This window comes from Elusimicrobiota bacterium (genome assembly GCA_016218575.1).
GTDB lineage: Bacteria > Elusimicrobiota > Elusimicrobia > UBA1565 > UBA9628 > JACRDN01.
Genome location: JACRDN010000004.1, coordinates 1 through 13255, shown reverse-complemented (window position 1 = coordinate 13255; position 13255 = coordinate 1). Strand labels below are relative to the sequence as shown.

8 protein-coding genes and 2 rRNA genes are annotated in these 13255 nt (G+C 60.8%); all 10 read right to left on the bottom strand.

Annotated elements, in window-relative coordinates:
* A partial coding sequence (gene tuf / locus HY921_00495; GenBank protein ID MBI5629345.1) for an elongation factor Tu occupies positions 1–141 on the bottom strand: 141 nt, incomplete at its 3' end.
* Between the two features lie 3 nt (positions 142–144).
* Positions 145–2244: an elongation factor G gene (fusA, locus tag HY921_00490; GenBank protein MBI5629344.1), complete on the bottom strand. Its 2100-nt coding sequence runs from the start codon at positions 2242–2244 to the stop codon at positions 145–147.
* A gap of 3 nt (positions 2245–2247) precedes the next feature.
* Positions 2248–2727, bottom strand: a complete 480-nt coding sequence (rpsG, locus tag HY921_00485; GenBank protein MBI5629343.1) for a 30S ribosomal protein S7 — start codon at positions 2725–2727, stop codon at positions 2248–2250.
* Positions 2728–2750: 23 nt separating this feature from the next.
* Positions 2751–3140 (bottom strand): 30S ribosomal protein S12, encoded by a 390-nt coding sequence (locus tag HY921_00480; GenBank protein MBI5629342.1) that lies wholly within the window; start codon positions 3138–3140, stop codon positions 2751–2753.
* Entirely contained in the window at positions 3140–7360 is a 4221-nt protein-coding gene (rpoC, locus tag HY921_00475) for a DNA-directed RNA polymerase subunit beta' (GenBank protein MBI5629341.1), read from the bottom strand. Before rpoC ends, HY921_00480 begins: the two co-directional genes overlap by 1 nt.
* A complete protein-coding gene (gene rpoB, locus HY921_00470; protein MBI5629340.1) occupies positions 7360–11406 on the bottom strand; it encodes a DNA-directed RNA polymerase subunit beta in 4047 nt (1348 codons plus the stop codon). The genes rpoC and rpoB overlap by 1 nt, the downstream gene beginning before the upstream one ends.
* A 113-nt stretch (positions 11407–11519) precedes the next feature.
* Entirely contained in the window at positions 11520–11921 is a 402-nt protein-coding gene (gene rplL / locus HY921_00465) for a 50S ribosomal protein L7/L12 (protein MBI5629339.1), read from the bottom strand.
* A 63-nt stretch (positions 11922–11984) separates the two neighbouring features.
* On the bottom strand, positions 11985–12527 hold the full coding sequence (locus HY921_00460; protein ID MBI5629338.1) for a 50S ribosomal protein L10: 543 nt from the start codon (positions 12525–12527) through the stop codon (positions 11985–11987).
* A 36-nt stretch (positions 12528–12563) separates the two neighbouring features.
* Positions 12564–12682 (bottom strand): 5S ribosomal RNA (gene rrf, locus HY921_00455).
* 154 nt (positions 12683–12836) lie between these two features.
* Positions 12837–13255: ribosomal RNA gene (locus tag HY921_00450) — 23S ribosomal RNA — on the bottom strand; the annotation flags it as partial.

Sequence of the window (13255 nt, the reverse complement as noted above, 5' to 3'; positions counted from 1 at the left end):
GTACTTCTTGGCCTGCGCCAAGCCCTTCTTCGACAAAAAGTGGGTGATCGCCGCCGTCAACGTCGTCTTGCCGTGGTCCACGTGGCCGATCGTACCTATGTTGACGTGCGGCTTCTTCCTTTCAAACTTAGCTTTTGCCATATATCACCTCTGCTCCGCCATGGAAGCGGCGTTCTTCTCGACGATAACCTTGTGGACGTTGCCCGGCACTTCCTCGTAGTGGCTCGGCTCCATGGTGAAAGAGGCGCGGCCCTGGGAAATCGAGCGCACCACCGTGGCGTAGCCGAACATCTCGGCCAGGGGCACGGTGGATTTGACGAACTTCAAATGCCCGCGGTCGCCCATGTCCTGGATCTTGGCCCGGCGGCTGTTCAAGTCGCCGATAATGTCTCCCATGTACTGCTCGGGAGTCACCACCTCGAACTTCATGATGGGCTCGAGAATCGTGGGGCTGGCCTTCTTGCAGCCCGAGCGCAGGGCCATGGCCGCGCAGATCTTGAAGGCCATTTCGGAGGAGTCCACTTCATGGAAGGAACCATCGAGCAGGCTCACCTTGATGTCCACGATGGGATACCCCGCCAGGGCGCCGCCATCCAGGGCTTCCCTCACGCCCTTTTCGACGGCGGGGATGAACTCCTTGGGGATGCGGCCCTGCCGAATCTCGTTGACGAATTCGAATCCCACGCCGATGGGCTGGGGCTCGATCTGGAGGATGCAATGGCCGTACTGGCCGCGTCCTCCCGACTGCCGTATGAACTTGCCCTCCTCGGTGACCTTCTTGCGCACCGTCTCCTTGTAGGCAACCTGGGGGTTGCCGACGTTGGCCTGGACATTGAATTCGCGCTTCATACGGTCCACGATAATCTCGAGGTGAAGCTCGCCCATTCCCGAGATGACGGTTTGGCCGGTCTCGGTGTCGGTTTTGATGCGGAAAGTCTGGTCTTCCTCGGCCAGCCGCCCCATGGCCATGGCCATTTTCTCCTCGTCCGCCTTGGACTTAGGCTCGATGGCGACCGAAATCACCGGCTCCGGGAAGGTGATCTGCTCAAGGACGATCGGCTTGTCCTCGATCGACATGGTCACGCCTACCTGGGAGTTCTTGAGGGCCACGGTGGCCGCGATGTCCCCGGCGAATATCTCCTTTATCTCCTCGCGCTGGTTGGCGTGCATGCGCAGGATGCGGCCGATGCGTTCGGAATTGCGCTTGCTGGGAAAGAAAATCGTATCGCCCGCCTTGATGGTTCCGGAGTAAACCCGAAAGAACGCCAGCTTCCCCACGAAAGGGTCGGACTGTATCTTGAACATGAGGGCGGAAAAAGGCTCTTTGTCGTCCGCCTTGCGCTCCAGGGCCTCCCCGTTGAAGGGGTCGGAACCCTTGACCGGAGGCAGGTCCAGCGGCGAAGGGAGGAAATCGCAGACCGCATCCAGCATGGGCTGGACTCCCTTGTTCTTGTAGGATGAGCCGCACAGCACGGGGAAAATCTTGGACTGCAGGACGCCGCGGCGCAGGATCTTGCGCAATTCCTCCGGCTTGAAGTCGTGATCGCCGTTCAAGTAGCGCTCCATGGCGGCGTCGTCGAACTCCACGATCTTCTCTACCATTTTTTCGCGGTATTCCTTGGTTTGCTCGCGCATGTCCTCGGGAATCTCGACCACGTCCCACTTGGCTCCGAGCTCCTCGCCCCGCCAAACCAGGGCCTTCATCTCGATAAGATCCACCAAACCCGCGAAATGGCTCTCCGCCCCGATTGGAAGCTGGATGGGGCAGGCATTGGCCCCCAGCATCTTGATGATCGAGTTGTAGGACATATAGAAATCGGCGCCCAGACGGTCCATCTTGTTGATGTAGGCGATGCGCGGAACGTGGTACTTGTCGGCCTGGCGCCAGACCGTCTCGGACTGGGGTTCGACCCCCTGCACCCCGTCGAAGCAGACTACCGCCCCGTCTAGCACCCGCAAGGAGCGCTCCACCTCGGCCGTGAAGTCCACGTGCCCCGGGGTGTCGATGATATTGATCTGGCAGTCGCGCCACTTGCAGTAGGTCGCGGCGGCGGTGATGGTGATTCCCCTCTCGCGCTCCTGGGGCATCCAGTCGGTCGTGGTGGCCCCGTCGTGGACCTCTCCGATCTTGTGGATACGCCCGGTATAGTAAAGGATGCGCTCCGTGGTGGTCGTCTTGCCCGCATCGATGTGGGCGATGATCCCGATGTTCCTGATCTTGTCCAGCGGAAATTGTCTCGGCATAACTTACCAGCGGTAATGAGCGAAGGCCCTGTTGGCCTCTGCCATCTTGTGGGTGTCCTCCCGTTTCTTGAAAGCGATGCCTTCCTTTTTGTTGGCGGACAGAATCTCCTCGGCTAAGCGGCTGGCCATGGGCTTGCCGCTCTTCTGACGGGCCGCGTCGATGATCCAGCGCATGGCGATCGTGGTGGAGCGATTCTGCTGAACTTCTACTGGAACTTGGTAGGTGGCTCCGCCCACGCGGCGGGCCTTGACCTCGAGCAAGGGCCGGACGTTCTCGATGGCTTGGGTGAACACGACGAGCGCGTCCTGCTTGGTCTTGTCCGCGACGATGCCCATGGCGTCGTACATCACCCCTTCCACCGTGCTCTTCTTGCCTTGATAGTTGAGCTTGTTAATGAAGCGCGAAACCAGGACGGAATGGTATTTGTGGTCGGCGGGAGCAAGCCCCCGGCGGTCTCTCGGTCTTAGGCCTTTTCTGGGCATACGTTATCTCCTATGCAAAAACCTTAAGCTTTAGCGGCGGCTTCTTTAGGGCGCTTCGCGCCATAGAGTGAACGCCCTTGACGACGCCCCTCCACCCCCGCGGCGTCGAGGACGCCGCGGATGATGTGGTAGCGCACGCCGGGGAGGTCTTTCACGCGGCCTCCGCGGATCAAAACGATGGAGTGCTCCTGCAGGTTATGGCCCACTCCGGGAATGTAGCCCGTCACCTCGATGCCGTTGGTGAGCTTGATGCGCGCGATCTTGCGCAGGGCCGAGTTCGGCTTTTTGGGCGTGGTGGTCTTGACCTGGGTGCAGACACCCCGCCTCTGCGGGCAGCCCATGAGGGCCGGAGCCTTGGGCCGGCTTCTGGCCTTGCTCCTTCCGTGGCGTATAAGCTGATTGATCGTAGGCATTATTTCTCTCCTGCGGCTTGGGCCATCATGGCCTCTATCCTCGCGCGGGCCAGAAGCCCGGTGCCGGCCGGAATCATGTGGCCGATGATGACGTTCTCCTTGAGGCCTTTCAAATAATCTATCTTCGACGTGGTCGCAGCCTCGGTGAGGACGCGGGTCGTCTCCTGGAAGCTGGCGGCGGACACAAAGGAGCTGGAAGCCAAGGAAGCCTTGGTGATCCCCAAGAGCACCGGCTCGGCCTGGGCCTCCTTGCCTCCCTTCTCTCGAATCTCGCGGTTGGAGTCCCCGAAGAAGAAGCGATTGACAATCTCGCCTTTCAAGAAGGAGGTGTCTCCCGAGTTGGAGATCTTGACGTTCTGGAGCATCTGGCGCACGATGCACTCGATGTGCCGGTCGGAAATGGCCACGCCCTGGAGGCGGTAAACCTCCTGGATCGCGTTGACCAGAAATTCCTGGACTTCCTTGATGCCCTTGACGCGCAGGATGTCGTGCGGGTTGATGACGCCGTCGGTGATGGCCTCGCCCACGCCCACGCGATCGCCTTCGTAGACCACGAGATGCTTGCCCTGGGGAATGAGATACTCGCGCACGAGGTCCGTCTCCTCATTGCGCACCGAGACCTGGACCAGGCCCTTGGGGCCCACGCCCAGGGAGACCACGCCCTCTATCTCCGCGATGATGGCGGAGCTCTTGGGACGGCGAGCCTCGAAAAGCTCGGAAACTCGGGGGAGACCCCCGGTGATGTCCTTGGACTTGGTGATCTCCTGCGGGATCTTGGCGAGGACATCTCCGGGATGCACGTCCTGGCCGGCCTCCACCACGAGGGTGGTGTCGGTGGGCAAGGGGTAATTGGCCACGTCCTTGCCGCCCTTTTCGATGATGACGCGGGGGTTGAGCCTCTTGGAGCCGCTCTCCTTGTCCGCGCGCCGGGTCTCCTGCTCGATGATCTTGCGCTCGATGATGCCGGTGATCTTGTTGCGCTCCTCGTGGAGGGTGACGCCCTCGCGCACGTCCACGAGCCGAACCGATCCCTCGTGCTCGGCGATAATGGGCATGGTGTAGGGATCCCACTCGGCCAGGAGCTCGCCGGCGGCGACCCGGGCCCCGTCGGAAACCTTGAGGCGGGCTCCGTAAACCAACCTCAGCTCCTCGTGCGCCCCGCTCTCCTTGTCCTTTATGGAAAGGGTTCCGGCGCGGGACACCACCACGATCTGTCCCTCGCGGTTCTTCAAGGTGCGCACGTTCTTGAACTCGGCGGTTCCTTCCCTGCCGGCCACGACTTGGGAGCGCTTGGCCACGCGAGAGGCGGTTCCTCCGATGTGGAAGGTGCGCAAAGTGAGCTGGGTGCCTGGCTCGCCGATGGACTGCGCGGCGATGATGCCCACGGCCTCTCCCATCTCCACCATGCGGGCGGTGGCGTTGTTCATGCCGTAACACTTGGCGCAGACGCCGGTGCGGGCCTCGCAGGTGAGGACCGAGCGGGCCCGGACCACTTCGAGATCGGCTTCCTTGATCTGCGCGGAGATCTCGGCGGTGACAAGCTCGCTGGATTCGCACAAAACCTTATCGACGCTCTTGCCCTTGGCGTCCAGGCCCGTGGCGACCACGTCCTCGAGCACGACGCGGCCGCGAAGCCGCTCGTCGAGGGGCTCGATGATCTCGTCGCCGGCGGAGAGATCTCCCAGGCGCACGCCGTTGATGGTGCCGCAGTCCTCCTCGGTCACGACCAGATCGTGGGCCACGTCCACCAGTCTCCGAGTCAGGTATCCTGCGTCAGCTGTTTTAAGGGCGGTATCCGCCAGGCCTTTTCTTCCTCCGTGAGTCGAAATGAAGTACTCGAGAACCGTGAGGCCCTCGCGGAAGTTGGAAACGATCGGCTGCTCGATGATCTCTCCAACGCCTCCGGTCAGCTTTTTCTGGGGCTTGGCCATGAGGCCGCGCATTCCCGCCAGCTGCCTGACCTGTTGGCGGCTGCCGCGGGCGCCGGAGTCGGCCATGAGGAAGACCGAGTTAAAGCGCGGCTTGTTCTGGGAGAACTTGTCGAACTCCTCCTTCTTCATGTCATCGAACATGACGTCGGATATCTTGTCGGTGACATGGGTCCAGATGTCGATGATCTTGTTGTAGCGCTCGGACTCGGTGATGACGCCGTTCTTGGCCTGAAGCTCGATCTCCTTCACCTTCTTGCGGGCCTGGGTGATGATTTCCTTCTTGATCTGCGGGATATGCATGTCCGAGATGGAGATGGAGAGCCCGGCAGCCGTGGCGAAGCGGTAGCCCAGGCGCTTCAAGTCGTCTAGCAGCAGCACCGTGCGGTAGTGCCCCAGGGTCTTGTAGCAGCGCTCGACAAGCTGGGAAAGTTCTTTCTTCCCTTGCTGAGCGTTTATATAGCCCAACTCGGAGGGAACTATTTCGTTGAAAAGCGAGCGCCCCACCGTGGTGTAGTCGCTCCAAGCGCTCGGCTTGAGCGGCTGGGCGGATTTTCCGCGCCCCTCCGCCTCGGAGACATTGTTGACTCCGCGCAGCTTGATGCGGGCGTGGAGGTCCGCCTTCTTGTTAACGTAAGCGGCGGCCACCTCTGTGCGGTCGGAGAATATCATGCCCTCGCCCTTCTCGCCGGCCTTCTCCTTGGTGAGGTAATGCAGGCCCAAGACCATGTCGTGCGAGGGCACGGCGATGGGGCGGCCGGACGCGGGGGACAGGATGTTGTTGGAGGCCATCATGAGCACGCGGGCCTCGAGCTGGGCCTCCTGGGAGAGAGGCACGTGGACGGCCATCTGGTCTCCATCGAAGTCGGCGTTGAAGGCCGCGCAGGTCAGGGGATGGAGCTGGATGGACTTTCCCTCGATAAGCACGGGCTCGAAGGCCTGGATGCCCAGGCGGTGCAAGGTCGGAGCGCGGTTGAGCATCACGGGGTGGTTCTTGGTGACGTATTCCAGGATGTCCCATATCTCCGGGCGCACCTTGTCGAACATGCGCTTAGCCGCCTTCAAGGTAAGGCTCTCCGTCTTCATGAGCTCGCGGATGATGAAGGGTCGGAAAAGCTCGAGGGCCATCTCCTTGGGAAGCCCGCATTGGTTGAGCTTGAGGTTCGGGCCGACGACGATGACGGAGCGGCCGGAATAATCCACGCGCTTTCCGAGAAGATTTTGGCGGAAGCGGCCCTGCTTTCCCTTCAAGATGTCGGAGAGGGATTTGAGCGGCCTGTTGCCGGCACCCACCACGACCCGGCCGCGGGCTCCGTTCTCGAAGAGGGCATCGACCGCCTCCTGGAGAAGCCTTTTCTCGTTGAAGACCATGACCTCGGGAGCCCTCAGGGCCTCGATGTGCTTCAAGCGGTTGTTGCGGTTGATGATGCGGCGGTAAAGATCGTTCAAGTCGGAGGTAGCGAAGCGACCTCCCTCGAGAGGAACCAGGGGTCTAAGCTCCGGCGGAATCACCGGCAAGATGGTCATGATCATCCACTGGGGCTCGTTGCCCGAGTCGATGAATCCCTGAAGGATGCGCAGGCGGCGAATGAGGCGGGAGCGCTCCGCCTCGGAGGTCACCGTGGCGATGCTTTCCAGGATGGCGGCCGCCTCTTCCTTGGGCTTCACCTTGGAAAGAAGCGCGCGCACGGCACCGGCGCCGATGTCCACCTTGAGCTTGGAGCGGAACTCCGACTTGGCCTTGCGCACTTCCTCCTCGGAGAGGAGGTCCTTGGCCTTGTAGACAAGCCTGCCCGAGGAGTCGTAAATATCCTCCAGCACGACGTACATCGCGTAGTAGATGATCCTCTCAAGATCGGAGGTCTTCATGTCGAGCACGATCCCGATGCGGGAGGGGGTTTTTTTCAAGAACCAGACATGGGCCACCGGCACGGCCAGCTCGATGTTGCCCATGCGCTCGCGGCGGACCTTGGCCTCGGTAACCTCGACGCCGCAGCGGTCGCAGACGATTCCCTTGAACTTGATCCAGCGGTACTTGCCGCAGGCGCACTCGTAGTCGCGGACCGGGCCGAATATCCGCTCGCAGAAAAGGCCGTCCCGCTCCGGCTTCAAGGTGCGGTAATTGATGGTCTCCGGCTTCTTGACTTCTCCGTAGGACCAGGAGACGATCTGCTCGGGGCTGGCCACGGACAGGCGGATGGCGTCGAAATCGAAGAAGTCGAGGTGCTCCGGCTTCTTCTTTTTCTTGGCCCCCAACGACAGCTTTTTCTCTGCGGTCGCTATGTATGCCATTATGCTTTCCTCGCCGTTTCTTTGCTCGTCTCTTTCTTCCCGTTGAGCTTCAAGAGCTCGACGTTCAATCCCAAGGCTTGGAGTTCCTTGACGAGAACCTTGAAAGACTCCGGCACGCCGGGCTGGGCCGGCGTCTCCCCTTTAATAATGGCCTCGTACATCTTGGTACGGCCGGTGACGTCGTCGGACTTGACCGTCAGGAATTCCTGCAGGGCATAGGCGGCCCCGTAGCCCTCGATGGCCCAGACCTCCATTTCTCCGAAGCGCTGGCCTCCAAACTGGGCCTTGCCGCCGAGAGGCTGGCGGGTGATGAGGCTGTAAGGGCCCGTGGAGCGGGCATGGATCTTGTCCTCGACGAGGTGGATGAGCTTGAGAATGTACATGTAGCCGATCGAGACCTTCTCTTGGAATGGCTCCCCCGTGCGGCCGTCGAACAAAGTGATGCGGCAGTCGTCGGTGGGAAGGTACTTCTCCGGCAGGCCCTTCTCGCGCAGGACCTTCTTAGCCTCCGCGACCTTCTGCTTGATCTCGACCTCGGTGGCGCTGTCGAAGACCGGGTTGATCATTTGGGTGTCCAAGGTATGGGCGGCCCAGCCGAGCATAGTCTCTAGAAGCTGCCCCACGTTCATGCGCGAGGGCACGCCCAGGGGGGAGAGGACCACGTCTAGTGGAGTGCCGTCCGGCAGAAAGGGCATGTCCTCCTCCGGGAGGACCTTGGCCACCACGCCCTTGTTTCCATGGCGTCCGGCGAGCTTGTCGCCGACCTGGACCTTCCGGCGCGAGGCCACGTAGACCTTGACCACCTTGTTCACCGTGACTGGGAGGTCGTCGCCCTGCTTGACGTTCTCCTTCTGCCGGGCCGCATCCTCGCGGAGCTTCTTCTCCATGAGCTTGTAGAACATCTGCAGGCGCTCTTGCTCTGCCTCGCGCTTGGCGGCGTTCAGGCTCTCCAAGGCCGCCAGGGACTCCTTACGGTGCTGCCGCAGGGCGGTGAGATCCGCCTCCAGCTTGTCGCTGATGGCGTCAATGCGCTTGCGCTCCTCGGGCTTGCCCAGCTTCTCGCGGCGCACGAACATGCGCACGCCGATCACCTTGCCGGAGATGCCGGGAGGGACCCGCAGGGATGCGTCTTGGACGTCCTCCGCCTTCTTGCCGAATATGACCTTGAGGAGCCGCTCCTCGGGAGTGAGCTGCTGCTCGCCCTTGGGGGTAACCTTCCCGACCAAAATGTCCCCCTGGCGCACGTAGGTCGAGGGGATCACGATCCCCGATTCGTCCAAGGACTCCAAAGTCTCCACACCGACGTTAGGGATGTCGCGGGTGATTTCCTCGGCGCCGAGTTTGGTGTCGCGCGCCTCCACCTCGAACTCGGAGATGTGGATGGAGGTGAAGACGTCCTCCTTGACCAGCCTCTCGGAGACCAGAATGGCGTCCTCGAAGTTGTAACCCTCCCAAGGCATGAAGCCGACCAGAAGGTTTCGCCCCAAGGCCAGCTGCCCGCCGGAGGTGGCGGGACCATCGGCCAGGACCTGGCCAGTCTTCACGTGGTCGCCGGTCGCGACCATGGGAGCTTGGCTGACGCAGGTGTCTTGGTTGGAGCGGCGGTATTTCCTGAGCTCGTAGAGATCGATCTGATCTTCCTTGGCGTCGGCGCAGACCGCGATGAGATCTCCGGCCGCGTAGATCACCCGGCCGGCGCGCTTGGCCACGATACAGGCCCCGGAGTCGCGGGCCACCGCATCCTCCATGCCCGTCGCCACCAAGGGTGCCTCCGTAATAAGGAGAGGAACTCCCTGGCGCTGCATGTTCGATCCCATGAGGGCACGGTTGGCGTCGTCATGCTCCAGGAAAGGGACCAAGGCCGCGGAGACGGAAACGACCTGCATGGGCGATATGTCCATGTAGTCCACCTTGTTGGGCTCGGCCAAGGGAAAGTCGCCGCGCGAGCGAGAGGCGGCCAGGTCCGCCGCAATGCGGTCCTTGTCCAAGGGCGTGTTGGCCTGGGCCACGATCTTGTCCGACTCCGCGTCGGCGCCCAGATACTCCATGTCTCCGGTGAGCCGCCCCTTGACCACCTTCCGATAAGGGGACTCGATCAACCCGAACTCGTTGATGCGGGCGTAGCTAGCCAGGGACGTGATAAGGCCGATGTTCGGACCTTCCGGCGTCTCGATAGGACAGATGCGGCCGTAATGGGTGTAATGGACATCGCGAACTTCGAAGCCCGCGCGCTTGCGATTGAGTCCGCCGGGCCCCAGGGCCGAGAGACGGCGCTTGTGCGTGATCTCGGAGAGAGGATTGATCTGGTCCATGAATTGCGAGAGCTGGGAGGTCCCGAAGAACTTCCTCAAAATACCGACCAGGGGGGCGGTATTGAGGAGGTTCCTGGGCGTGAGCAGGGATTTGTCCTGAACGCTCATGCGGTCCCGGATCACCCGGGACATCTGGGCCAGGCCCACGCGGATCTGGTTCTCGAGGAGCTCTCCCACGCCGCGCACTCGACGGTTGCCGAGGTGGTCTATATCGTCGAGTTTGATGGGGAAATTCTTGTCCAGGAAGCTGGAAACCGCCCGCCTCCAATCCTGGACGGCGGAGCTCACGTCCACGAAAGAGAATCGGTCCTTTTTCAAGCCCTGCCTGGTCGCATCGTTGTCGTCGTCGCTGTCCTTCTCGTGCAGGTCTATGACGGGAAGCTTGTCCACGGCCTCGCCGCTGACGCGCTTGGCATACTCCAAATACCCGCTCTTGAACTCCCCCAGCCCCTCGAAAGCCTCTCCGCGGATCGGCATGGGCGTGGTGCGGGTCTGGCCCTCGTTCAAGTAGGTCACGCCGCAGTTCAAGGAAATGAGGTATTGGACGGTGGCGATGATGTCCTCAAGGCAAAGGGTGCGGCGTGAAAAGGCAGGCAGGGCGAAATGCTTGTGACGCCGGTTATCCGGGCGGGCCATCACGTCGCGGCGCGCGGCCAGCCTCCACAGGTAGTAGTGAAGCTTCATGGCCACCTTGTGCCGCCCCACCTTGCTCAAATCGTACTTGCGCAGGTTCTTGAAGATCAGGTTGTCGAGATAGGCCTCGGCCTGGCCGGGGACGATGAACTCCTGGCCGCGCAGCTTCTTGTAGATGTCCTGCTGGGCTTCCTTGACGCTCTTGATCTTGTCCTTGCGCAGGGTCTCGAGGATGGTTGGATCGTCCTTCTCGGGATCGCCGGTCAAGAGCTTGATCGAGGAAACTTGCTTGTCGAGCATCCTCTTGATGGCCTCGTGGGTCACCTTTTTGCCGGCCTCGAGGAGAACCTCGCCGGTGCTCTGGTCCACCACGTCCTCCACCGATATCCGGTGGAGCAGCCCCACCATGGTCTCGGGGGAAACCTGGACCTGCTCGTAGGGGTAGAAAATCTTGAGGATGTCCGCGTCCGACTCGATCCCGCAGGCGCGCAGGAAGGTCGTGACCTCGAACTTCTTCTTGCGGTCGATGCGGACGTAGAGGATGTTGTTGAGGTCGAACTCGAACTCGATCCAGGCGCCGCGGTAGGGGATGACCTTGGCGAAGAAAAGTTTTTTGCCCAACGAAGAGATCTTCTTCTCGTCGTCCTCCTCGAAAATGATGCCGGGAGAGCGGTGAAGCTGGCTTACCACGACGCGCTCGGCCCCGTTGATGACAAAAGAGGCCGTCTCCGTCATGATCGGCACCTCGCAGAGCACGACCTCCTGCTCCACTATCTGCTTGAGCTTGCCGGAGGGCTGGCGGGAGGAGAGCCTCAGTATGGCCTTGAGCGGCCGCGAGAAGCTCGAGTCATGGGCCTGCGCTTCCTCTGGGCCGGAGAAGCGCGCCGACCCGAACTCGTAACGGACGAAATCCAGCACCATGCTTCCATCGGCAGACTCGATCGGAAAAACGTCCAGGAAGGCCGCCTGCAGCCCCATGAGCTTGCGCTCCTCGGGGACGCCCTCAAGCTGCATAAAATCCCTAAAGGAATTTTTCTGCATCTCGAGGAGATCCGGCAAAGCCATCGCCTGTGGAATTTTTCCGAACTTTATCTGTTTCATTTCAGCCCCTTATTCCCTGGAATATCTCTACAGACGACATCCTCCTCCCCTCGCGGGGAGGAGGATCGTGGTGACGGGGGGATATGGAAGCAATGACTGGAAACGCTGCGGCATTACTTCAATTCAACGGTGGCGCCGGATTCAGAGAGTTTCTTCTTCATTTCCTCGGCTTGAGCCTTAGGCAGGCCCTCCTTGACGGCCTTGGGGGCGGCCTCGACCAGGTCTTTGGCTTCCTTCAAGCCCAGGCCGGTCAGCTCGCGCACGGTCTTGATGACGGCGATTTTATTCCCGCCGGCATTGATCAGCACCACGGAGAAATCGGTCTTCTCTTCGGCGACGGCGGCTCCAGCGGCGGGAGCGCCGGCGGCCGGGGCGGCCATGACGGCTCCCACGGCGGCGGCCTTCACGCCGAACTTATCCTCAACGGCCTTCACGAGCTCGGAAAGCTCGAGCACGCTAAGATTGGAAATCGCCTCGACGATCTCTTCCTTGCCCAACTTCGTTGCAGTCGACATGTCCTCTCCTGTATGATAGCCCCCGCGCAGCGGGGTTTATCCCTTCCGGGACTATCGGCGGTCTTAGGCGGCCGCCACGCCTTTCTTTTTGTCCTCTAAGGCTTTTAGGACCAGCACAAAATCGCGAATCGGGGCCTGAAGGACTCCGGCGGATTGGGAAACGGCGGAGTACAAAGTGCCGGCGAGCTTGGCCAAAAGCTCCGGCTTGCTGCCCAAGGTCGAGAGAGTCTGGCACTCGCCCGGGGTCATCCATTTCTGGCTGACCAAGCCGGCCTTGATTTTAAGAAAAGGAAATTGCTTCGAGAACGCCGCCAAGACCTTGGCCGCGGCCACGGGATCCTCGGACTCGGAGACCACCATGCCCACCGGTCCCGTGAAAAGCTTCGCGTCCGCGCCGTCAATGCCCGCGCTCTTCAGGGCGTAGCGGACCAAAGAGTTCTTGACCACGGCGAAGCGACAGCGCAAAGGCCGGAGCTTGCCGCGCAGCTCATCGAGTTCCACGAACTTAAGGCCCTGATACTCCGCGAAAAAGAGATGCGGGGCCTTCTTCAAGTTTTCAGCAAGCGCCTTGGCGCCCTCAATTTTGTCGTTCTTTGTCAGTTTCATGCCACTTCTTCCTTTCAATCTTTGAGAGGTTGATGAGACCGGCAACGACCTACTCTCCCAACGCCGAGTTGGGCGTTAGTACCATCGGCCCTGGCAGGCTTAACTTCCGTGTTCGGAATGGGAACGGGTGTGTCCCTGCCGGAAATATCACCGATCTCATCAACCTCTCAAGAAAATTCGAGGCGGGAGTTTCTCTGGGAACCCAATATTTGGTTCTGAGTCCCATGCGGTTACGCAAACGCGCCACCAACTCTCCAGACATATTATAGCACTTTTTAGAGAACAATTAACGTCGCATACGATCGAAGAATACGGCCAAGCCTCACGGACGATTAGTACTGCTTAGCTGAATCCCTCACGAGACTTACACTCGCAGCCTATCAACCCGGTAGTCTTCCGGGGTCCTTTAGTCCCCTTGCGGGGAAGGGAAACCTTATCTTGGAGAAAGCTTCACGCTTAGATGCTTTCAGCGTTTATCTCGTCCGAACTCCGCTACCCAGCTATGCCCTTGGCAGGACAACTGGTATACAGGAGGTTCGTCCATCCCGGTCCTCTCGTACTAGGGACAGCCCCCCTCAAGTTTCCTTACGCGCATGGTAGATAGAGACCGTACTGTCTCACGACGTACTGAACCCAGCTCACGTACCGCTTTAATGGGCGAACAGCCCAACCCTTCCCACCTGCTCCAGCGGGAGGATGCGATGAGCCGACATCGAGGTGCCAAACCT

What these genes read in the sequence shown, in the direction of transcription:
- fusA (MBI5629344.1), bottom strand. Translation starts at nt 2,244, where the DNA reads ATGCCGAGACAATTTCCGCTGGACAAGATCAGGAACATCGGGATCATC.
- rpsG (MBI5629343.1), bottom strand. Translation starts at nt 2,727, where the DNA reads ATGCCCAGAAAAGGCCTAAGACCGAGAGACCGCCGGGGGCTTGCTCCC.
- HY921_00480 (MBI5629342.1), bottom strand. Translation starts at nt 3,140, where the DNA reads ATGCCTACGATCAATCAGCTTATACGCCACGGAAGGAGCAAGGCCAGA.
- rpoC (MBI5629341.1), bottom strand. Translation starts at nt 7,360, where the DNA reads ATGGCATACATAGCGACCGCAGAGAAAAAGCTGTCGTTGGGGGCCAAG.
- rpoB (MBI5629340.1), bottom strand. Translation starts at nt 11,406, where the DNA reads ATGAAACAGATAAAGTTCGGAAAAATTCCACAGGCGATGGCTTTGCCG.
- rplL (MBI5629339.1), bottom strand. Translation starts at nt 11,921, where the DNA reads ATGTCGACTGCAACGAAGTTGGGCAAGGAAGAGATCGTCGAGGCGATT.
- HY921_00460 (MBI5629338.1), bottom strand. Translation starts at nt 12,527, where the DNA reads ATGAAACTGACAAAGAACGACAAAATTGAGGGCGCCAAGGCGCTTGCT.